The sequence below is a fragment of the Salinimicrobium maris genome (assembly GCF_049680855.1).
In the GTDB taxonomy this organism is placed as follows: domain Bacteria; phylum Bacteroidota; class Bacteroidia; order Flavobacteriales; family Flavobacteriaceae; genus Salinimicrobium.
On the sequence record NZ_JBMPGS010000003.1, the window covers coordinates 52,745 to 73,053 of the forward strand.

19 protein-coding genes are annotated in these 20,309 nt (G+C 38.8%); 8 read left to right on the plus strand and 11 right to left on the minus strand.

Annotated elements, in window-relative coordinates; all coding sequences use genetic code 11:
* Window positions 1-47: 47 nt before the first annotated feature.
* From ACOV1Q_RS10630 to ACOV1Q_RS10655, 6 genes are all read right to left on the minus strand, one after another.
* Window positions 48-449: a response regulator gene (locus ACOV1Q_RS10630; RefSeq protein ID WP_424494375.1), complete on the minus strand. Its 402-nt coding sequence runs from the start codon at window positions 447-449 to the stop codon at window positions 48-50.
* Complete coding sequence (locus ACOV1Q_RS10635) at window positions 418-4,593, minus strand: PAS domain S-box protein (RefSeq protein ID WP_424494376.1); 4,176 nt, start codon at window positions 4,591-4,593, stop codon at window positions 418-420. The genes ACOV1Q_RS10630 and ACOV1Q_RS10635 overlap by 32 nt, the downstream gene beginning before the upstream one ends.
* A gap of 376 nt (window positions 4,594-4,969) precedes the next feature.
* A complete protein-coding gene (gene ligA, locus ACOV1Q_RS10640) occupies window positions 4,970-6,964 on the minus strand; it encodes an NAD-dependent DNA ligase LigA (RefSeq protein WP_424494377.1) in 1,995 nt (664 codons plus the stop codon).
* Window positions 6,961-7,626 (minus strand): VOC family protein, encoded by a 666-nt coding sequence (locus ACOV1Q_RS10645; protein ID WP_424494378.1) that lies wholly within the window; start codon window positions 7,624-7,626, stop codon window positions 6,961-6,963. The genes ligA and ACOV1Q_RS10645 overlap by 4 nt, the downstream gene beginning before the upstream one ends.
* Window positions 7,616-8,485: a peptide chain release factor N(5)-glutamine methyltransferase gene (gene prmC, locus ACOV1Q_RS10650; protein ID WP_424494379.1), complete on the minus strand. Its 870-nt coding sequence runs from the start codon at window positions 8,483-8,485 to the stop codon at window positions 7,616-7,618. The genes ACOV1Q_RS10645 and prmC overlap by 11 nt, the downstream gene beginning before the upstream one ends.
* A gap of 77 nt (window positions 8,486-8,562) precedes the next feature.
* Window positions 8,563-9,048, minus strand: a complete 486-nt coding sequence (locus ACOV1Q_RS10655; RefSeq protein WP_424494380.1) for a GNAT family N-acetyltransferase — start codon at window positions 9,046-9,048, stop codon at window positions 8,563-8,565.
* Between the two features lie 29 nt (window positions 9,049-9,077).
* On the opposite strand from ACOV1Q_RS10655, the gene ribD reads away from it, so the two are divergent.
* The 4 genes from ribD to ACOV1Q_RS10675 are packed head-to-tail and all read left to right on the plus strand — an operon-like array spanning window position 9,078 to window position 12,226.
* Window positions 9,078-10,154, plus strand: coding sequence for a bifunctional diaminohydroxyphosphoribosylaminopyrimidine deaminase/5-amino-6-(5-phosphoribosylamino)uracil reductase RibD (gene ribD / locus ACOV1Q_RS10660; protein WP_424494381.1), 1,077 nt, complete (start codon window positions 9,078-9,080; stop codon window positions 10,152-10,154).
* Window positions 10,132-10,740, plus strand: a complete 609-nt coding sequence (locus ACOV1Q_RS10665; protein ID WP_424494382.1) for an HAD family hydrolase — start codon at window positions 10,132-10,134, stop codon at window positions 10,738-10,740. Before ribD ends, ACOV1Q_RS10665 begins: the two co-directional genes overlap by 23 nt.
* Window positions 10,737-11,603: an EamA/RhaT family transporter gene (locus ACOV1Q_RS10670; protein WP_424494383.1), complete on the plus strand. Its 867-nt coding sequence runs from the start codon at window positions 10,737-10,739 to the stop codon at window positions 11,601-11,603. The genes ACOV1Q_RS10665 and ACOV1Q_RS10670 overlap by 4 nt, the downstream gene beginning before the upstream one ends.
* A 2-nt stretch (window positions 11,604-11,605) precedes the next feature.
* Window positions 11,606-12,226: an IMPACT family protein gene (locus tag ACOV1Q_RS10675; RefSeq protein ID WP_424494384.1), complete on the plus strand. Its 621-nt coding sequence runs from the start codon at window positions 11,606-11,608 to the stop codon at window positions 12,224-12,226.
* Here the strand turns inward: ACOV1Q_RS10675 and ACOV1Q_RS10680 are convergent, their stop codons facing one another.
* Window positions 12,227-12,625, minus strand: a complete 399-nt coding sequence (locus ACOV1Q_RS10680; RefSeq protein WP_424494385.1) for an acyl-CoA thioesterase — start codon at window positions 12,623-12,625, stop codon at window positions 12,227-12,229.
* A gap of 211 nt (window positions 12,626-12,836) precedes the next feature.
* Between ACOV1Q_RS10680 and dnaA the strand changes: the two genes are divergently transcribed.
* The 3 genes from dnaA to ACOV1Q_RS10695 are packed head-to-tail and all read left to right on the plus strand — an operon-like array spanning window position 12,837 to window position 15,466.
* Window positions 12,837-14,264 carry a chromosomal replication initiator protein DnaA gene (dnaA, locus tag ACOV1Q_RS10685; protein ID WP_424494681.1) on the plus strand — a complete coding sequence of 476 codons (1,428 nt, stop codon included), beginning with the start codon at window positions 12,837-12,839 and terminating at the stop codon, window positions 14,262-14,264.
* Between the two features lie 9 nt (window positions 14,265-14,273).
* On the plus strand, window positions 14,274-14,738 hold the full coding sequence (locus ACOV1Q_RS10690) for a low molecular weight protein-tyrosine-phosphatase (RefSeq protein ID WP_424494386.1): 465 nt from the start codon (window positions 14,274-14,276) through the stop codon (window positions 14,736-14,738).
* Window positions 14,738-15,466 (plus strand): SAM-dependent methyltransferase, encoded by a 729-nt coding sequence (locus ACOV1Q_RS10695; protein WP_424494387.1) that lies wholly within the window; start codon window positions 14,738-14,740, stop codon window positions 15,464-15,466. Before ACOV1Q_RS10690 ends, ACOV1Q_RS10695 begins: the two co-directional genes overlap by 1 nt.
* Here ACOV1Q_RS10695 and ACOV1Q_RS10700 read toward each other — a convergent pair.
* The 4 genes from ACOV1Q_RS10700 to dapF form a co-directional block, all read right to left on the minus strand.
* The gene (locus ACOV1Q_RS10700; RefSeq protein ID WP_424494388.1) at window positions 15,444-16,118 is read right to left on the minus strand and encodes a peptidoglycan-binding protein LysM; all 675 of its coding nucleotides are present in this window, start codon (window positions 16,116-16,118) and stop codon (window positions 15,444-15,446) included. The genes ACOV1Q_RS10695 and ACOV1Q_RS10700 overlap by 23 nt on opposite strands.
* Window positions 16,119-16,341: 223 nt before the next feature.
* The gene (gene mltG, locus ACOV1Q_RS10705; protein ID WP_424494389.1) at window positions 16,342-17,385 is read right to left on the minus strand and encodes an endolytic transglycosylase MltG; all 1,044 of its coding nucleotides are present in this window, start codon (window positions 17,383-17,385) and stop codon (window positions 16,342-16,344) included.
* A complete protein-coding gene (locus ACOV1Q_RS10710) occupies window positions 17,375-17,905 on the minus strand; it encodes a GNAT family N-acetyltransferase (protein WP_424494390.1) in 531 nt (176 codons plus the stop codon). Before ACOV1Q_RS10710 ends, mltG begins: the two co-directional genes overlap by 11 nt.
* A complete protein-coding gene (dapF, locus tag ACOV1Q_RS10715; protein ID WP_424494391.1) occupies window positions 17,899-18,687 on the minus strand; it encodes a diaminopimelate epimerase in 789 nt (262 codons plus the stop codon). Before dapF ends, ACOV1Q_RS10710 begins: the two co-directional genes overlap by 7 nt.
* A gap of 137 nt (window positions 18,688-18,824) precedes the next feature.
* Here dapF and ACOV1Q_RS10720 point away from each other — a divergent pair, with 137 nt between their 5' ends.
* On the plus strand, window positions 18,825-20,186 hold the full coding sequence (locus ACOV1Q_RS10720) for a S1C family serine protease (RefSeq protein ID WP_424494392.1): 1,362 nt from the start codon (window positions 18,825-18,827) through the stop codon (window positions 20,184-20,186).
* Window positions 20,187-20,309 lie beyond the last annotated feature (123 nt).

A 20,309-nucleotide genomic window follows, 5' to 3' on the forward strand; every position in this document is an offset into this window, starting at 1 on the left:
TCTCAAAAAAGGTATTTTAGGGCTTACTTTTTTTAGCAACCCGCATATTATTTCTGCTCATTAAATAGATCCTGAAGTTTTTCTACTTTTAATGGTTTGGAAATAAATCCTGCTAAAAATGGATATTGATCCCGTTCTTGCGTAAGGTCTTCAATAGACGAAGACAACATATAGATTTTAAACTGTTCACGAATCTCGTTATCAAAGTTTTTGAACTCCTCAAGTACCTCCCAGCCGGTCATTGAAGGCATGTTGATATCCAAAAACAGCACTGTAGGCCTTGCTTCTGAAAGATTTGCATACTCCTTACTTATTACCTGCAGCGCATTCTCTGGCTTCTCAAACAGTCGAACATTTGCTTCCCTGTCAAACCTCTTTATAGTATAATTACAAATCAAATTATTAGTCGAGTCATCATCAATGACTATAAAGTGATGTATTTTCTTCATTTTTGAGAAGTAAGTTCGAAGTTTCTTCTTTAAACTCTAAGGTAAATTTTGTTCCGTGATTTACTTCACTTTCCACGCTAATTTTTCCTCCAAGCAGTTCTGCCTGTGTTTTCACAAGAAATAATCCCATTCCTTTACCTTCTACGTGATCATGGAATCTTTTGTAAAGTCCAAAAACCTGTTGGTTCTTTTTTGACATATCAAAGCCCAGGCCATTGTCTTCAAAAGTAAGGTATATACTTCCTCCCTCTAGCTTTGAGGCTATGTTTATACATGGATTAACATCTGGGCGGCGGTATTTAATACTGTTTGATATTAAATTATAAAAAATACTGTATAAATAGCTTTGCACGGTGTGCAACCTGGAAATTTCAAAGTTCGTCCTAATTTTCACCTCTTCATTCTCAACAAGGTTTACTATACTCGATTTAATAGAATTCACCAGGTCTTCCAGTATAATGTCTTCCCGGCGCGCATCCACTTCTACCTTTACCTGCAGAATGTCATTTAAATCTGTCACCACATTGTCAAGCCGCTTCACGTTATTCAAAAGCTCCTGTAGAAAATTCTTCTTTAATTCTGCAGGATAGTCTTCTTGCCCCAGTAAATCGCCAAGTCCTATTATATTGGCGACTGGGGAACGCAAGTTATGTGAAACTATGTAAGAAAATTGCTCCAGGCCTTTGTTGGCACTTACTAATTCTTCTGTATACCCTTTAAGGTCCTTATTCAGCTTCAGTATTTCGAGTTCAAATTCCTTCCGTTCCGTGACATCTTTTAAATAAATGGATAAACCTGCCCCCGCTGGATATATGATGACCTCATACCATGTTTGCGGCCGGTCAAAATCTGATTCGAAAGATTGGGTTTCTTTTTCTCGTAGTGCTTTCTGGCAAAAATGATCAAAAGCCGAATCTTTTGCTTCCGGAAAGAACTCATGAAGAGGTTTTCCAACAGCTTCATCGGTATCCAAATATAATAATTCAGCAGCTTTATTATTCCAGTAGATAATTTCCATATCCTTATTAAGGGTGAAAAATGCATCTCCTATACTTTCCAGGATCAACTGCCGTTCTTCTGAAGCTTTTAATGCTTTTAATTCAGAATTTTTAATGTTCGTGATATCCTGAAAACTTCCATTTATGCGCACACATTTACCATCTACAAATGTGGGGCGGCCAATTTTTCTAATCCAACGCTCATTCCCTTTTGCAGTAATAATCTGCAATTCAAGATCATAAGAAACATTCTCTTCAATTGCTCTTACAAATGCCCTGGACATGGCATCCCTGCTTTCCCCTTCTTTATAATACAGCATCCCCTTCTCATAGTCAGGTCTGTAATCTTCATCTACTTCATGAATTTCTTTTGTTACAGGTGACCAGTAAAGTGTATCCTGTTCAAAGTCGAATTCAAAACTTCCAATACGTGCAAAGCTGGAAGCTTCATCCAATAGCTCTTCCAGTTTCTTTTTCTCGGTAATATCCTGAATGGCTCCAACCATACGGAAGGCTTTTCCTTTATCATCTCTTAAGATAAAGCCCTTTTCTACAACAAATGAATATTTACCGTTTGCTTTTCTTAGTCGATATTCTGCCTCCCAGTGATTTTCGGAGCTTTCAATAGTTTCCTGGAGACTTTTCACGATCCTTGCACCTTCTTCAGGGTGAACACAATTCTTCCATGATTCCAGGGTAGGAGAAAATTCATTTTGAGAATAGCCAAAGAGAGTAAAAAAAGCTTCTCCCCAATAAATGTGGCCGGTCTTAAAATCCCAGTCATAAATAGCATCTGAAGTTGCTTTTGAAACCAACTCGTAGCGCCTGTTGGTTTCCTTGAGAGACTGCTCTGCCTTTACACGATCTGTAATATCAATTCCCACAGCCTGTATTTCCACAGGTTCTTCGTTGGAGCCTGTCAAACATATAAAATCCCACAGCGTAGTGGTTGCTCCTCCATTTTGCTTCAACTTATCAAGTTCAACCTGATATACAATATTTGGATTTTGAAGACATTTTTTAAACACCTTCTCCATTTTTTCATGGTGATAATTATTGATACTCGAAAGAGCCGGCTTCCCCTCCAAAACCTCTTCGGGAAAGATCCAGCTAAAGTCGGCATGAAATTTTTCATTAACATAGGAATATCTTCCCTCTAAATCAATCCTTACAAGATAATTAGTCTGAGATTTCAAAATTCCTTTATGCCGGGCTTCACTAAGACTTAATTTTTCCAGCGTATTTTTATACTGGGTGATATCCTGTACGGTACCTTCTATACGCAAAGGTCTCCCCCCTTGATCTTTTATAAGTTTAGCTTTTTCATGCACCCATTTAATTTCTCCATCAGGAAGTAAGATACGGTGCTCGAAGTCAAGTGCTTTTCCGGTTTCAATAAAAGTTTTCTGAGTTCTTCGAAATTTATCGAGATCGTTGGGATGAATAGTACGTTCAAAAAAATCAAATCCCACCTGAAACTCCTCCTTCTTTCGTCCCCATATCTTGTAAACTTCGTCACTCCAAAAGAAGCGATGCGGCTGAAATCCCAATTCCCAATATCCCAGCTTCGCTATTGCTTCAGCAGAAATAAGTTTCTCTGTTTTTTCCTTGAGTTTATGCATAACTGCTTCCTTTTCAGAAACATCAATGCAAGTGACCAACCTGTAATTTTTATTGTATATATCCAGACCATAGCCATACACTTCTACGGTTATAGTGGCCCCATCTTTCTTTTTATGAATAAATTTCCCGAAATTAAGAACCCGGTTCTCCTTTTTTACATTCTTTAAATCGGTTACCAGTCGGGCAATTTCCTCCTGCGGCCTTAGATCCTTTAGGTTTAGTTTTAAAAATTCTTCCTTAGTATACCCATAATGGTCAATGGCTGCCTGGTTGACATCCAGGATGTTGTAGGTGTCTAAATCATAGATCCAGTTGGGCAACGGGTTAAATTTAAAAAGATGCCTGTAGTTCTCACTGGAAATTTCAAGCTCATTTTGAACTCTTTTTCTTTCTGAAATGTCATGAACAATGACCGTTGCCCTCACCTCACCTGCGCCATATTTAAAAATAGCAGAAGAAAATTCTGCAGGAAAAACTTCCCCGTTTTTCCTCACCATATTAATTTCGCATTTTACGCTGCCCGTTTCATTTCTTTCCCGAAGGGCTTCGTGAATACGAGATTCGGCCGAGTCAACGATTCCATCTCGGCCTATTCTGCAAATTTCATCTTCCGTGCGCTGAAATATCTTACATGCCGCCGGGTTTGCAGCAAAAATTCTTCCATCAGGGTGAGTGAGCAAGATAGCATCGAGACTATGCTGAAAAAAAGACCGATACTTTTCTTCACTTTCTTTCATAGCCAGTTCTGCCTGTTTCTGCGCCGTGATATCTTTAAAGTTATTTACGATGCCACAAACATTTTCCTCATACAAAAGATTAGTGAAGCTCGCTTCCATCCAGCGCCAGCTCTCATTTTTATGCTTGATACGCGCCGCAATTCGCCCTATGGAAACCCCGGGATTTTCCAAACACAAAGACATGTACTTATTGGCAGCATTTACATCGTCATGGTGTATGATATTTTTGATATCCAACTCCTTAAGATCTTCAGAAGAATAGCCGAGACATCTTTCTGCCGCCGGGGAAATGTAGGACGTTTCACCTTGCGGCGTGAAAACAATTACTGGATCATTTCCATGTTCAACCAGTCGTTTAAATATGCGATCTTTAACAAAATTCTTTTTATTTTGTTCCTTAATCTCGTTTTCGCGCTGCTTCTTTTCCAGGTTATGAAGAACAACCTTTTCTAGCTCCCCAAGATCCTTTTTAACGAAAAAATCACTTGCGCCATTTCTAACGAGTTCCATGGCATATTTAGCAGAATCATCTTCTGAAATAATTATTACAGGAATGTCAATGCTTAAAGATTTAAAGAGATCGAGGAATTCAAATGATGATAGAGAAGGCCATTCACTAAAAAGTACAAGATCTGGCTTAATAGAAGGAAATTTCTCAACAAGGCTTTCCCATTTCTTTACACTAAAATATTGAAAACTGGTCTTTGCTTTGTGAAGAACATCTAAAACTGGATTTCCACCTTCCACTTGATGTACTAGGTGGAGAATTCTTTTGTCTTTTACCATACTGCATATCCCTTTTTTACAACTCTCTACACCTTTTCCACTATTGTATCTCGATAAAACACAGCATTAAATCGCTAAAAAGGTAAATTAAGAGGTTGCAAAAGTAAGATTTTAACTCAATCTTAACAAGTTAAAATTTAGCTGTTCCAGGGAGTCACATGTACAGTTTTCGATCTAATTAGAAGTCTACTATTCCTGAAAAAAGCTCATTTAACTCAGGGAAAGTAAAAATATTTGTGCTGGGAAGCTTACAAACATTTTAGTTCAATTAGGATATTCAACAAGGAGAAATCATTTACTGGCTAGCCTTTGTCGCACCAATTATAAAAAAAAGGTTCTTCCTAAATACCATTTTTGACTTGTGTTTAAGAATACCTTATTGAATCATCTTTAAAAAATCATTTTCTCCTATGATTGGTACCCCAACATTTTCGGCTTTGGCCAACTTGCTAGGCCCCATATTTTCCCCCGCCACAACATAGCTGGTTTTTGAGGAAATTGATCCGGAAACTTTTCCGCCATTGTCTTCAATAAGCTTCTTTAAATCATTCCTTGACATTTCAAATACACCAGAAACTACAAAAGTCTGCCCTTCCAGCTTCGTGGTTTGATTGGCTAATTTTTCGGCCGAAATTTCCAATTGAACGCCATATTCCTTTAACCTGTCTACGGTTTTCTTATTTCCTTCCACAGCAAAGAATTCCACCACACTTTCAGCAATTCGTTCGCCAATCTCATCTACGCTTTCCAGAACTTCTTGAGAAGCGTTTTCAATGGCTTCAATAGTTTTAAAATGCTTTGCCAGCTTTTTCGCTACAGTTTCACCCACATACCTTATTCCTAAAGCGAAAAGCACTCGTTCAAAAGGTATTTCCTTTGATTTTTCAATCCCTTTTATGATATTTTCTGCAGATTTCTCGGCCATTCTTTCCAAAGGAAGAATTTGTTCTTTTTTCAGTTCGTAAAGATCTGCGTAATTTTGAATGAGCCCATTACTAACGAACAAGGCCACGGTTTCACCTCCCAGGCCTTCAATATCCATAGCTTTTCGGTAAATATAATGCTGAATTCTTCCAATGATCTGCGGCGGACAACCGGTAGCATTGGGACAATAATGCTGCGCTTCACCTTCATTACGTACCAATTCGGTTCCACACTCTGGGCAATTATGTGCATATTGCGTAGGTTCAGATTCCGGATCTCTTTTCGTAAAATCAACCCCTACGATCTTCGGAATAATTTCGCCTCCTTTTTCCACAAAAACTGTATCTCCTTCCCGAACATCCAGCTTCTCTATCTGGTCTGCATTATGTAACGATGCTCGTTTTACAACCGTACCACCAAGCTGTACCGGCTCAAGATTGGCTACTGGTGTAATGGCTCCTGTTCTTCCAACCTGGTATGTTATCTTCTCAAGTTTGGTGGAGACCTGCTCTGCTTTAAATTTATAAGCCATGGCCCATCGCGGGGCTTTGGCCGTATATCCCAGTTCTTCCTGCTGCTGCAGGTCATTTACTTTTACCACAACTCCATCGGTTTCATACGGTAGATCGTGCCGGTGGATATCCCAGTAATTCACAAAATTAAGGACTTCTTCAATATTTTTAGCAAGCTTGGCTTCCGCAGGAACTTTAAAACCCCATTTTCTTGCCTTCTCAAGACTTTCATACTGGGTCTTTATTCCCAAATTATTTCCGGTGATGTTATAGAGCAGGCAGTCTAAAGGCCTTTTTGCTACTTCGGCACTGTCCTGCAGTTTCAGACTCCCCGAAGCCGTATTTCTGGGATTGGCGTAGGGCTCTTCGCCTGCCTCTACCCGAGCTGCATTGAGGTGTGCAAAACCTTCATATGGTAAAACTATTTCCCCACGAATTTCAAATTTTTCAGGATAATCGTTGCCTTTCAACTTCAATGGGACCGAATTGATAGTTCGTACATTATTGGTTACATCATCACCCTGGAATCCATCACCACGAGTGACCGCTTTTACGAACTTTCCTTTTTCATAAGTAAGACTGATGGAAGCCCCGTCAAATTTTAATTCGCAGGTATAGGTCACTTCACCGTCTACCCTTTTTTTTATGCGTTTTTCCCAGTCCTCCAGGTCTTCTTTTGAATAGGAGTTGTCCAGAGAATACATCCTGAATTCATGTGCCACAGTCGCAAAATTTTTCGTGACCGCGCCTCCCACACGAAGCGTCGGGGAATTAAGATCTTCAAATTCGGGATGCTTTTCTTCCAGTTCCTGCAGTTCCTTAAGCTTTACATCAAAATCATAATCTGAAATTTCCGGTTTATCCAATACGTAATACTGGTAATTATGGTGATGAAGTTCCTCCCGCAGCCGGTTTATTTTTTCCTCGATATTCATAAAAGTTGCAATCTGTCGTTTTTAAATTCCAGTTTTGTTTTGCCCAAACCTGAAGTCAGTTCAATTTCAAATCCCGATGAAAAAGCTTTTTCACCCGTTGGAATCCAATTTTTCATATTCTTATTAATGACTATGAAAAGGCCTTCATCGTCTCCAGTTGCACAAAAGCGTTCATAATCACCTGTAAATTTATCCAGGCCGATATATTCATGCAGGAAGGTAAAAATTCTTTTCACATTATCTGTAGCTACACCTATTTCACTAATCCCTACCATATCTTCTGCTGAAAATCTCTTTTCTTCTGAAGGAAAGCAATGTCTTCGGGAAATGAATTCAACAATGTTCTTATCTGCGTCATAGAAGTAGATGGATTTTGCCTTCCATCCCGGAAAATCTACAATTTCCTCACCATCATCTTTCAATATTTCCACACGTTGCTTCAACCACTTTAAAGCCTCTTTTTCTTTGTACGCCGGAATATGAAAAGCGATATGATAAGGCATAGCAGCTTTCTCCTTCTGGAATTCCAAAACCGAAAATCCCAACTGCACCAAAAATGTGCTTTTGGAAGTGCTTTTTACGGGAAGTTCAAGTACCTCTTCGTAGTACTTTCTCTGCTCCTCAAGTCTGTTTGTATATAGCTTTAAATGTTCAATTCTCATCTCCGGAAATTTTCAAAGTACCCTGAAGCATGCGGTCATTCCCGAAGATATCTTTTTTTAAGTGTGTGGTAAAATTTTCAGCTTTTAAAATGCTTTCAGTCTCTGCCGATAGATATTGATTTATTTCAAAAAACAAAAATCCTCCCGGATTAAGGCTTTTTTGCGCCAGAGAAGTGATTTTTTGATAAAAGATCAACGGATCTTCATCCTTTACATACAATGCAGAGGCCGGTTCATGCTCCAAAACGTTCTTTTGCATTTCTTTTTTCTCCAGTTCGCGCACGTAAGGCGGATTTGAAACTATTACATCATATCTTTCCTGCAACGCCTTCATTTCAAGAATATCCTGCTGAATAAAATTGATTTTTACCCCGTTCAAAATGGCATTGGATTTTGCCATTTTTAAAGCCTCAGGTGAAACATCTATTGCAGAAATTTTTGCCTGAGGCAAATTTTTAGCGAGAGAAATTGCAATGCAACCACTTCCCGTACCAATATCAAGAATCCTGATTTCCTTCTGCATTTCTTCTGAAACAGCCTCTAAAATCCAGGCCACCAGTTCTTCGGTTTCAGGTCTTGGAATCAACACATGCCGGTTCACCTTAAATGTAAGGCCGAAAAAAGCGGTTTCCCCAACAATATGCTGAATGGGTTCCTGATCTTTTAAACGTTGCAGGGCATTCTCAAATTTTCCTCTTATTTCAACAGAAATTTCTTTATGAGGATTTAAGGCCATTTCGAGCCTGGACATTCCCAAATATTCTTCGGCTAGAATATTAAAAAAAGAACCGACTTCCCCCTTGGGATACTCTTCCTGAAGTTCCTTTTTAAAGAAGTCTCTAAAGTGGGATATTTTCATGTCGTTCCCGAAAGTTTCATGTATTCAATGTAGCAGCAGCAAAAAGGACTGAATAAATCCTCTTTTATAATGCTATTTTAGAGCTCCCTTATCATCCAAACAGTACAATTGTAATGTCCCGTATCGCCCATTGGTTTCTCAAGAGGCTTAAATCCTGTGCGGTTGTAAAGCTTTATGGCATTTTTCATATAAGGAAGCGTCTCCAGGTAGCAATTTTTAAAGCCTTGTTCTTTGGCATATGCAAGACAATGGTCCATCATTTGAGTTCCTACTCCGCGGCCACGGGCTACAGGCAAAAAGTACATTTTTTGAAGTTCACATATTTCAGGATCACCGTTCTTTAAAGGTGCAATTCCCGCACAGCCAATGATCTCTCCATCTTCTTCGACGACAAAATAAGCCATTCGCGGCTTGTCATATTCGGCATGCATGTCATTTAAAGATTCATCCTCATAAGCAGTCCCTACCTTCGGCACTCCCATTTCTACCAGCACGGCCTGGACTACCTTTTTAACCTGTTGATTATCTTTGGGTTGAATTTCCCGAATTATCACGCTGTTCATTCTCTTATTTATGTAGTATTTTAGCGGTCGTGAAGATACACGAAAAATACATAAAACGCTGCATTCAGCTGGCCGAAAACGGCTTTGGGCGCACCTACCCAAACCCAATGGTAGGCAGCGTTGTTGTTCACAATAATAAAATAATTGGTGAAGGCTGGCATCAAAAAGCAGGTCAAGCTCACGCAGAGGTAAATGCCATAAATGCGGTCGAAAATCAAAATCTTTTAAAAGACGCCACTATTTATGTTAGCCTGGAACCCTGCAGCCATTTTGGAAAAACACCGCCTTGCAGCGATTTGATCATCGCAAAGAATATTAAAAAAGTGGTAATTGGAACGGTAGATCCATTTTCTGAAGTTTCTGGCCGGGGAATTAAAAAACTTCTGGAAGCTGGGTGTGAAGTTTTAGTAGGAATTCTTGAAAAGGAATGCCAAAATTTAAACAAAAGGTTCTTCACTTTTCACATCAAAAAACGGCCTTATATCATCCTGAAATGGGCCCAATCTGAAGACGGTTTCATTGCTCCGGTTCTTAGAAAACCTGAAGATCGTAAACCCGTATGGATCACCAATAAATATTCTTCACAACTCGTCCATAAATGGCGGTCTGAAGAACAAGCTATTATGGTTGGAACAAATACCGCCGTGGCAGATGATCCCAAACTAAACACCCGTACCTGGACAGGAAAAGATCCCGTTCGAATGGTGATCGATCAAAACTTAAGAATTCCTGAAGATTCCGCTTTATTTGACAAAAGCATTAAAACGATTGTGATTTGCGGGGAGAATAACCTTCAAGAGAAAAATAAAATGCAGCATGAAAACCTCATTTTTAAGACTGCAGATTTCAGCCTGAAGCTTGCTCCACAGGTTTGTAAAATATTACATGAGCAGGATTTGAATTCTGTGATCATTGAAGGTGGAAGCCAAACGCTTCAAACTTTTATAGATGAAAATTTATGGGATGAAGCACGCGTGTTTACGGGAGCAGTCCAGTTTGAAAAAGGAGTAAAAGCGCCCCAATTTTCAGGAATAATAACTTCAGAAGAAATGATAGCTTCTGATACTTTAAAAATATACAGGAATGATAAAGACCATCGTATTTGATTTTGGGGATGTTTTCATTAATCTTGATAAGGCGGCAACCTTACGCGAGCTCGAAAAACTTGAAATAAAAAGCTTTTCTGAAATTGACCTTAAACAGAATATGGAATATGAAAAAGGCCTTTTAACCTCAGATGCCTTTATCGATGCCTATTTAAAAACTTATCCGCATATCACAAAAGAAGGTTTTAAAAAATCATGGAATTCGATCCTGGTGGATTTCCCAAAATACCGGTTGGATTTTGTTAAACAGCTTTCTAAAGAAAAAAAGTATCAACTTATACTTTTAAGTAATACCAATCATATTCATATTGACTGGGTGAAAGAAAATGTTGAATTCTTTGAGGATTTTAAAAATTGCTTTGATGCTTTTTATCTTTCACAAGAAATAAATCTTAGAAAACCCGAGCCTTCCATTTATCAATATGTGTTGGAAAAACATAATCTTAAACCTGAGGATGTTTTGTTCATTGATGACACTAAAGAGAATACAGATGCCGCTGAAGAACTTGGGATTCACACCTGGAACATTGATCCCAAAACTGAGGATGTAACGCAACTTTTCGAAATTAAAAAAGAGCTGTTTTGATATTTCTATTGCTAAGCATTCTTTCCTCCAGCGTTATTTTTGTCATTTTTAAGCTTTACAACAAGTATGGTGTAAACACACTGCAGGCGATTATTGTTAATTATTTTATTGCTTTTTCAGTGGGACTGGCCATTGATAACCAGCCATTGAATTTACAAAGAATCCCGGGAGAACTCTGGTTTCCGGGGACACTGGTATTGGGTGGTCTTTTTATTTCAGTCTTTTACCTCGCTGCAATTACCACCCAGCGCAGCGGACTTTCGGTAGTTTCGGTCGCTACAAAAATGTCGGTCGCTATTCCTGTTCTCTTTGGAATCTTCCTTTATTCCGAAAGTACCGGAATTCTAAAAATAACAGGAATCATTCTAGCTCTTGGTGCGGTTTATCTTACCTCCATCAAAAAATCTGATGGAATTGCCATTAAAAAGAAAAACCTGATTTTTCCTTTATTGGTTTTCTTTGGAAGCGGAATTATTGACACCACCATAAAATACCTTGAAACCACTTATGTTGCCGAAGTAGATGTGGCTCTTTTTTCGGCTACCATCTTTGCTGTTGCGGGATGTATAGGAATTTTAATCTTAATTTTTCAGGCGGCGCGAGGAACTTTGAAGATCACTTTTAGAAATATCCTGGGAGGAATTGCTTTGGGAATCCCGAATTTTTTTTCCATTTATTTCCTGGTGATGGCGCTGCGAACAGAAGGTTATGACAGTTCTACAATCTTCCCTATTAATAATGTGGGTATCGTCATGATCTCTACCTTTTTGGGAATTTTGCTATTTGGAGAAAGAATAATTCCGAAGAACTGGATTGGAATCACTTTAGCCGTCATTAGCATTATTTTAATCGCTTTTGCTTAATTATGGAAGAACTTAAAGACACGTACAGGATGATCACGAAACCTTCGGAAGAAGTTCTTTTTAAGGATAAAAACAGTAAGTTCTTTGGATATGCCTTTCCTATTACTTCTGAAGAGGAAGCAAAAGAGCACCTGGAAGATCTTAAGAAAAAACACCATTCTGCAAGACACTGGTGCTATGCCTGGCAAATTGGAAAAGCAGAAGAAGATCATCATTACCGCGCCAATGATGATGGTGAACCTTCAAATTCTGCCGGGATGCCTATTTATGGGCAAATTCAATCTTTTGATGTTACCAATGTTCTAATTGTCGTGGTGCGATATTTTGGCGGAGTAAAATTAGGTGTCGGCGGTTTGATCAATGCCTACAAAACAGCAGCTCAAATGGCACTTGAGGTTTCAAAGATCGTAACCAGGACGATCGATGTTAAATATGAAATCTCTTTTGATTATCCGGAAATGGGTAATGTGATGCGGATTATCAAAGAAAACAATCTTAACGTCCTGGACCAGATACTGGAACTGGATTGCAGGATTTACATTTCTGTAAGAAAGAGAGAAGCAAATGCCATTTTTAACAAGTTTGATCATACTTATAAGGTAGAGATCAAAAAATTGGAGTAATTACAAATTTAATTTATCCAAAACATATCTTGGACACCTGATGGGTTTGTTTTGCTTCACGTCCATAAAGACCAAAGTGGTGTGTGCTTCAGTTAGCAATTCATCATTTTGATTGAAGATCTTGTAGTCAAATTCTATCCTCACTCCGGGTTGTTTGCAAAGCCTGGTTTCAATCCTCAAAACATCATCAAATTTCGCAGATTTTTTAAATTTAACGTTGAGCTCAAAGACCGGCAGCATGATTCCTTCCTCTTCCATTTTCTTGTAGGAAATTCCCAGATCATTGAGCCACTCAATACGCGCTAACTCCAGGTACTGCGCGTAATTGCCGTGATACACCACTCCCATTTGATCGGTTTCGGCGTATCGAACTTTAACATAGGTTGTATAGCTTTTCATTAAATTTTAATGGGATTATTTAAATGGGTTTCGTACTTTCATCGATGCAATCAAGTATGCTAAAAATTTTGTTAAAATTCAATAGTACGAATGTTTTTTTTTCAGCTAATTTGTTCACATATTTGCTGCTCTAAACAACGGGAAAAGAAATCTTTTCTCTTCTCTTATGGAACTCGCTACTAACAAACAACATATAAATCAAGAATCAGGAATGTCGGAAACTGCGCAATCAGTTTGGAATAGCTGTCTAGCTTTTATCAAAGATAACATTACTCCCCAGGCATATAAAACCTGGTTTGAACCTATTCAGGCTGTAAAATTAACAGATAAAGCTTTAAGCATTCAGGTACCTTCCAAATTCTTTTATGAATGGTTAGAAGAACACTATGTTAAACTTCTTAAGGTTTCGTTAAATCGCGCGTTAGGTGATCAGGCAAAATTGGTGTATGTTATTAGGATGGAAAACACCTACGGAAACAAACAACCTTTCACCGAAAAGATACCCAGTACTCAACGTTCAAATGTTGCTTCACAGGAGGTAGATGTTCCTGTAAAAAATAAGAATCCGGAGTTAAAAAATCCTTTTATAATCCCCGGGATTAGGAATGTCAAAATTGAATCTCAGCTAAATCCTAATTACAGTTTTGAGAATTTCCTTGAAGGAGATTCCAATAGACTGGCACGTTCTGCAGGTTTAGCAGTAGCCAATAAGCCAGGAGGCACTTCTTTTAATCCGCTTCTCATTTTTGGCGGAGTTGGTTTGGGTAAAACGCATTTAGCCCATTCCATAGGAATAGAAATTAAAGATAAATATCCCGAAAAAACGGTTCTTTATATTTCTGCTGAAAAATTCACTCAACAGTATATTGAATCTGTAAAGAAAAATACCCGGAATGATTTTATTCATTTCTACCAGATCATTGATGTTCTTATTGTAGATGATATTCAGTTGCTCTCCGGAAAAGCCGGAACACAGGATGTTTTCTTTCATATCTTCAACCATCTGCATCAAAACGGAAAGCAGGTCATTTTAACGAGTGACAAAGCGCCGGTTGATATGCAGGATATTGAACAGCGTTTGTTGTCCCGTTTCAAATGGGGGCTTTCTGCCGAATTGCAACACCCTGATTTTGAAACCCGTATTTCTATTATTCAGAATAAGCTTTACAGAGACGGTGTTGACATGCCTAATGAGATCATGGAATTTCTTGCCAACAATATCAAGACGAATATCAGGGAGCTGGAAGGCGCAATTATTTCTCTAATTGCACACTCTTCTTTTAACAAAAAAGATATCACCTTAGATCTTGCCAAAAAGATCGTTGATAATTACGTAAAGAATACGAAGCGGGAAGTTTCTATTGATTATATTCAAAAAGTAGTAAGTGATTACTTCCAGATGGATGTGGAGACCTTACAGTCAAAAACGCGTAAGAGGCATATAGTACAGGCAAGACAACTTGCGATGTTTTTTGCGAAAAAATTCACCAAGGCTTCCCTCGCCAGCATTGGCTCCCAAATTGGAAAAAGAGACCACGCTACTGTGCTCCACGCCTGTAAAACTGTAGATAATTTAGCTTCTACAGATAAGCAGTTCAATAAATTTGTGGAAGACATCAATAAGAAGCTTACCCTGTAAAAATATTATATGAAGACCAAAGTGTTAATGGTGTGTCTTGGAAATATCTGCAGGTCACCCCTGGCCGAAGGCATTCTAAAATCTAAAGTTGATCCTGATAAAGTTTTTATAGATTCTGCCGGCACCAGTAATTACCATGTTGGCGATACACCAGACCGCAGATCTATCGCGGTGGCGAAAGAGAACGAATTAGATATTACCACACAAAAAGGAAGACAGTTTCGGGTTTCAGATTTTGATGAGTTTGACCACATCTATGTTATGGACATGTCAAATTACCACGATGTGGTTTCTTTGGCAAGAAATGAAGAACAAAAAGCAAAAGTAAAGATGATCCTGAATGAAATCTTTCCCGGAGAAAATGTAGAAGTACCTGATCCATACCACGGCGGAAATGATGGTTTCAACAAAGTTTACAAAATGTTGGACGAAGCCTGTGAAATAATAGCTAACAAATTAGAAAAGGAGAAATAATGAAAGATCCTTTTTCACAGCCGGGAAAGTTGTACCTCTTACCCACTACGCTTGGAGACAATTCACCTTTAGAAGTTCTTCCTGTTTCGGTTAAGCAAATGGTGGAAAAGCTTGATCATTTCATTGTAGAAAATGAAAAAACCGCCAGGCGCGCCATCAAAAATCTTGTTCCGGAGAAATCTCAACCTTCATTAAAGTTCAGCCTTTTAAATAAACATACAGATCATTTAGATATTCCCAGCCTTTTAAATCCGTGTAAAGAAGGAACAGATATTGGCCTGTTGAGTGAAGCCGGTTGTCCCGGTGTTGCCGATCCCGGAGCCGAGGTGGTGAAAATTGCCCATAGTGAAGGAATAAAGGTGGTGCCGCTGGTTGGCCCCTCCTCTATTCTTCTTGCCATGATGGCTTCGGGAATGAACGGTCAAAATTTTGCTTTCAACGGCTACTTGCCCATTGACAAAGCAGCCAGAAAAAATGAGATTAAAAACCTGGAGCGGCTTTCCCTTGAAAAGAACCAGGCACAGGTGTTTATTGAAACACCTTACCGCAATAACAAGATGCTGGAAGACCTACTTCAACAACTGCATCCGGCAACGCGCATATGTATAGCCTGTGATATTACCCTGGAAACCGAATATATTGTGACGAAACCAGTTTCGGGATGGGCCAAAACAAAAGTGGACCTTCATAAAAGGCCCACTATCTTTATACTGCAGAAGGAATTTTAACCTGCGGAAGCCTTTCAGCTTCTATAAAGGAGGTATCGTAACCCGCAAATTTCTTAAAGTAAGTTTTAATTGAAGTTCCAAAGCCATCACTAAAATCTGATGCACCCCAGCTTCTAAGATATTTTTTTACGTTCCCGGGACCTGCAAGATGTGCGGCGGCCAAAATACCAGATTCGGTAATTGTGACACCATTAATGGTTTTACCTGCAAACCTTTTAATATCTCTTCTTAAAATCCATTTATTCCTAGCAGTGTTTGCATAGAACGCAGCTTCCTGCAGGGTGGGATCATTCAGAAATTTGTTTGTATCTCTAATTCCTATTACCTCTAAAGTTCCTCTTCCAAACTGGTATTTCCCAAGGTAACCAAAGTCGTTCACAACTTCGTAATCGCCACCAGATTCCTTAAAACCTATAGCTTCCTTAAAAGCCAGGTAGGATTTACCTAACTTCGGGTAGACCTTTGCGCCGGGTTCCAGCATCGCAAGATCTGCAGATTCGGATACGGTGTAGTCAAGATCATCAAGATGTGAAGTCAAAAATGCGGAGCCTGTGAATTCCTCTGTCCCTAAACCTTCTTTTGTGGAGAAGCTATAAAATATGGACACTGCAACTAAAGGCAACACGGAAAATCTTACAATTTTCTTTCTCATTTCGTTTCAGTTTGTTTTTAAAAAAACCCGGAAGTTTCTTTAAATTCAGCTGGCAAATGTAAGGTAAATTTTATTAATCTGATTACCAGCTTATTAAACAATAAATCATTATGAAATCATCTCAAAAAAGAATGATTTCTCAGCTTTAAGCACAGAACGTGCCAAAACGAGAAAGAGAATGAAAAGATACCTTTTTTAAATGCTGAATATCAAAATATTAGCACTACCTGTTGATACCCTGGGCGTTTATCCAACGCACATAAGTACGCTTGTTAATATTATGCTGTGAAAGCGTCTTTGCAAATTTGTGGTAACCAAAATTCTCAACATCGGCCACGAAGTAAAAATAATCGTGATCTTCAAAATTAAGAACCGCATCAATAGATGATATGTCGGGCATACTGATTGGCCCTGGAGGAAGTTCTTTATATTTATAGGTGTTGTAAGGAGAGTCAAGTTTAAGATCTTTGTAAAGAACCCTTTTTATAATGGTATCAAAGTTTTTTGTGGTTTCTTTGATCGCATAAATAACGGTAGGATCGGCGTCGAGCTTCCAGCCATTGTTGATTCTGTTCATATAAACACCTGCAACCCGCGGGCGTTCATCTACCTTTGCCGTCTCCTTTTGAACTATGGAAGCAACCACAATAACTTCATAAGGCGTTAAACCTATTTCTTCAGCTTTGTTAAGCCGCTCCTCTGTCCAGAAACGATTATATTCTTCCAGCATTCTGCTTCGGAATTCTTCCGCAGATGTATTCCAAAAGAACTCATATTTATTTGGAACGTACATTCCCAATGCATTCCTGTTGTCAAATTTATTTTCAGCTAAAAAAGAAGAATCTTTCATTGCTGAAATAATTGAAGCACTGTCTGCCTCTATTTGCCTTGAAATTCTACCGGCAAGATTCTCCAACCGCTCCTGGTTGTTGAATGTTACCCAAACAGGCTCATTCTGGCTTCTGAGAACGTTCACAAGCTCATTATTGTTCATCCCCTTTTTGAGAATGTACTTTCCTGCCTTGAGATTCTCTGTATAGCCTTTTTTTTGAGCAACAACATCAAAATCTTTAATGTCCTCAAGAAGGGGTTGTAAACTATCCCTTACCTGCGCATAGGTAGCATTGGTAGGAATAAAAACCTCTGCAGTATTTTCAGAAAAAGCAGTATTGGCTGAAAAAATGACATTGTAAATATAATAGGAGAAGATCCCAAGTCCCAGGAGTCCAAAAAGGGCAATTGCCAGTAATATTTTTTTAATGTACATTTTCTATTAATTGGTATAAATACTCATCTTTAAATTTCCCACCGGCAAAGTTCCAGTCTTTCTTAAGTCCTACTTTATGAAAACCTGCGTTCTCAAACAGGTGCTGACTTGGAACATTATCTACCCCCACATTGGCATAAATCTGGTGAAGCGCAAGGTGCGTAAAACAATAATTGCAAAGAAGCTCCAGGGCTTCCCTTCCATAGCCACTTCTCCTGTTTTCCTTCTCTTTAATTACAATTCCTACTGCTGCACGCCGATGCTTGGGTTCAAAATCAAAAAGATCAATCAAACCAACAGGAGATTTGTCATTTTTGCAGATCACCAGTCGCAATTGTTTTACCTCATAGATATCTTTGTGGGAGTTTTCAATATATTGTTTAATAATATATCTTGAATAAGGGGTGCTGTTTGTGCTGACTTCCCAAAATTCTTCATTATTCTCTACTGAAAAAACCAGATCAAAATCCTCTGGTTCAAGAGCTCTTAGAAAAATATTCTTGCTATAAAGTGTTAGCATGTTATTGTTCCTTCAAAAACCTGTTCTGCAGGGCCCGTGAGCCAAATATTATTATAAGAGTCTCCATCTTGCTCGAAAGAGACGATAAGTTCCCCACCCGGAGTTTTTAACCGGACTTCTTTTGAAGCTACTCTACCAGTAAGGTGTGCGGCAATAGCCACCGCTGTCACTCCTGTTCCGCAGGAAAGGGTTTCATCCTCAACACCACGTTCGTACGTTCTCACTTTTAAATAGTCTTCCTGTTCAACCTCTACAAAATTAACGTTGGTTCCGCCGTTTTCATTATATTTTTCAGAATAACGTATTGCCGCTCCTTCTTTCTTGATTTCCAGCGCATCCACAGCTTGTATAAATTGCACATGATGTGGAGAACCCGTATTCAGAAACAGAAAGGAGTCGTTTTTCTCTATTTTTGACACATCAGTCATTTTCAGGCTCACCTGCCCATTTTCAATTGTAGCTTCGTGATAACCGTCTATGGCAGAAAAAGCTGCTTTCTCCTTTACAATTCCGAGGAAATTTGCAAAGGCTACGATACATCGTCCTCCATTCCCACACATACTGCTTTCCTTTCCATCGGCATTAAAGTAAACCATCTTAAAATCTTCCCCGGAATTCTGAGGATTTTCAAGCAGGATTAATCCATCGGCACCAATCCCAAACTTCCTGTCACATAGACGTTCGATCATTTTGGTATTGTTTTTGGATATCAAATTATGACGATTATCTACCATCACAAAATCGTTTCCTGTACCCTGATATTTATAAAATGAAAGCTGCATGATTCTGTTTTCTAAAAGAGGTGCAAAGATATAAATAAAGCATAGAAAGTTTGGATGTATGTAGTCGTTAAAGTCAGAATCTGAACAAAATAAAACTTTAATAAAAATTGTTTAACCTTTAGTAACTCAACTTAAATATGAAAAAATTAGCAACATTACTATTTGTTTCTATTCTTGCCGGAGTGCTTACTTTGGGTAGTTATAAGATTTTTTTTGAGGAAGGTGAAAATTTCACACATGAAAGGACCAGCCTACCCGAATATATTCCCACAAACTTCTCAAACAACGTTAGCAGCACCAACGTAGATTTCACAGAAGCAGCAAAGAAAACCGTTCACGCCGTAGTGCACGTTAAAAATCTAGCAATTACGCGTTCCCCTTTTTATGGCAGTAAAGACGGGATAGCTTTACAAGGTGCCGGCTCGGGGGTAATTATCTCTCCAGATGGGTACATCGTGACGAACAATCATGTGATACAAAAAGCAAATAAACTGCAGGTTACTCTTAACAATAACAAAAATTATGAAGCTGAAGTTATTGGAACCGATCCAAAAACTGACATCGCGCTGATAAAAATTGATGCCGATGATCTCGAGTATTTACCTTTTGGAGATTCAAACAATGCACAAATTGGTGAATGGGTACTAGCTGTAGGAAACCCATTTAACCTTACCTCTACTGTTACTGCGGGAATTATAAGCGCCAAATCCCGTGATTTGGGAATGGATAGAAACGTCTCATCCTTTATCCAGACAGATGCCGCCGTAAACCCGGGGAATAGTGGAGGAGCTCTTGTAAACACCAAAGGAGAATTAATTGGCATCAACACCGCCATTACCTCCCAGACAGGAAGTTATGTAGGCTATGCCTTTGCAGTTCCTTCAAACAACGCAAGAAAAATTGTAGAAGATATTCTTGAATTCGGAAATGTACAACAGGGAATTTTAGGAATTAGGGGGACTGAACCTGCAAATGTACGGGAACTAGGAAATGCTATTTCAGAAGGGGTTTTCGTAAGCGAAGTCGAAAGCGGCAGCGGTGCCGACAAAGGAGGAATTGAACCGGGAGATGTAATTCGACAGATTGACGAAGTGAACATCCGAAAATTTTCTGACCTTACTGGCTATATTAGTTCAAAGAGGCCCGGGGATGTTGTACAGGTGAACGTGCTTCGAGATGGAGAACAAAAGGCGCTTAAGGTTCGCCTTTCCGAATACCTTACTTTTCCTATCCAGGCAATTGGCCTTGAAGTCGAAAATGCCAATGAAAGCGATCTAAAAAAGAACAACGTAAAATATGGAGTTAAGATCACCCGCGGTCTTACCCCTCAAATGGAATCTGAAAAACTCGCCGGAACTATTATTACCGAAATTGACAACAAACCGGTAAGAAACATTGATGATGTCAAGAACATTATTAACAGCAAAGACAGTTCTGAACCTATTAGCGTCACTTTTGTAGCGCCAAACGGAGAGAAGCAAAAATATGTCTGGAGATAATAATTGTTATCAATTAGAACAAAAACCTGCCTGTAATTCGGCAGGTTTTTTTGTGCAAAATTATTTTTACGAAAACGTTTGAAATATATATTTTTGCAGCACTTTAAAAACGAACACACAACC

Bases quoted from the DNA above. Each gene is read 5' to 3' on its own strand.
- dnaA (WP_424494681.1), top strand. From the start codon at position 12,837: ATGTCGGAAACTGCGCAATCAGTTTGGAATAGCTGTCTAGCTTTTATC.
- ACOV1Q_RS10665 (WP_424494382.1), top strand. From the start codon at position 10,132: ATGATAAAGACCATCGTATTTGATTTTGGGGATGTTTTCATTAATCTT.
- ACOV1Q_RS10675 (WP_424494384.1), top strand. From the start codon at position 11,606: ATGGAAGAACTTAAAGACACGTACAGGATGATCACGAAACCTTCGGAA.
- ACOV1Q_RS10680 (WP_424494385.1), bottom strand. From the start codon at position 12,625: ATGAAAAGCTATACAACCTATGTTAAAGTTCGATACGCCGAAACCGAT.
- ACOV1Q_RS10700 (WP_424494388.1), bottom strand. From the start codon at position 16,118: ATGAGAAAGAAAATTGTAAGATTTTCCGTGTTGCCTTTAGTTGCAGTG.
- ACOV1Q_RS10695 (WP_424494387.1), top strand. From the start codon at position 14,738: ATGAAAGATCCTTTTTCACAGCCGGGAAAGTTGTACCTCTTACCCACT.
- ACOV1Q_RS10690 (WP_424494386.1), top strand. From the start codon at position 14,274: ATGAAGACCAAAGTGTTAATGGTGTGTCTTGGAAATATCTGCAGGTCA.
- ACOV1Q_RS10630 (WP_424494375.1), bottom strand. From the start codon at position 449: ATGAAGAAAATACATCACTTTATAGTCATTGATGATGACTCGACTAAT.
- ACOV1Q_RS10720 (WP_424494392.1), top strand. From the start codon at position 18,825: ATGAAAAAATTAGCAACATTACTATTTGTTTCTATTCTTGCCGGAGTG.
- ACOV1Q_RS10710 (WP_424494390.1), bottom strand. From the start codon at position 17,905: ATGCTAACACTTTATAGCAAGAATATTTTTCTAAGAGCTCTTGAACCA.
- ACOV1Q_RS10655 (WP_424494380.1), bottom strand. From the start codon at position 9,048: ATGAACAGCGTGATAATTCGGGAAATTCAACCCAAAGATAATCAACAG.
- dapF (WP_424494391.1), bottom strand. From the start codon at position 18,687: ATGCAGCTTTCATTTTATAAATATCAGGGTACAGGAAACGATTTTGTG.
- ligA (WP_424494377.1), bottom strand. From the start codon at position 6,964: ATGAATATCGAGGAAAAAATAAACCGGCTGCGGGAGGAACTTCATCAC.
- mltG (WP_424494389.1), bottom strand. From the start codon at position 17,385: ATGTACATTAAAAAAATATTACTGGCAATTGCCCTTTTTGGACTCCTG.
- prmC (WP_424494379.1), bottom strand. From the start codon at position 8,485: ATGAAAATATCCCACTTTAGAGACTTCTTTAAAAAGGAACTTCAGGAA.
- ACOV1Q_RS10645 (WP_424494378.1), bottom strand. From the start codon at position 7,626: ATGAGAATTGAACATTTAAAGCTATATACAAACAGACTTGAGGAGCAG.
- ACOV1Q_RS10635 (WP_424494376.1), bottom strand. From the start codon at position 4,593: ATGGTAAAAGACAAAAGAATTCTCCACCTAGTACATCAAGTGGAAGGT.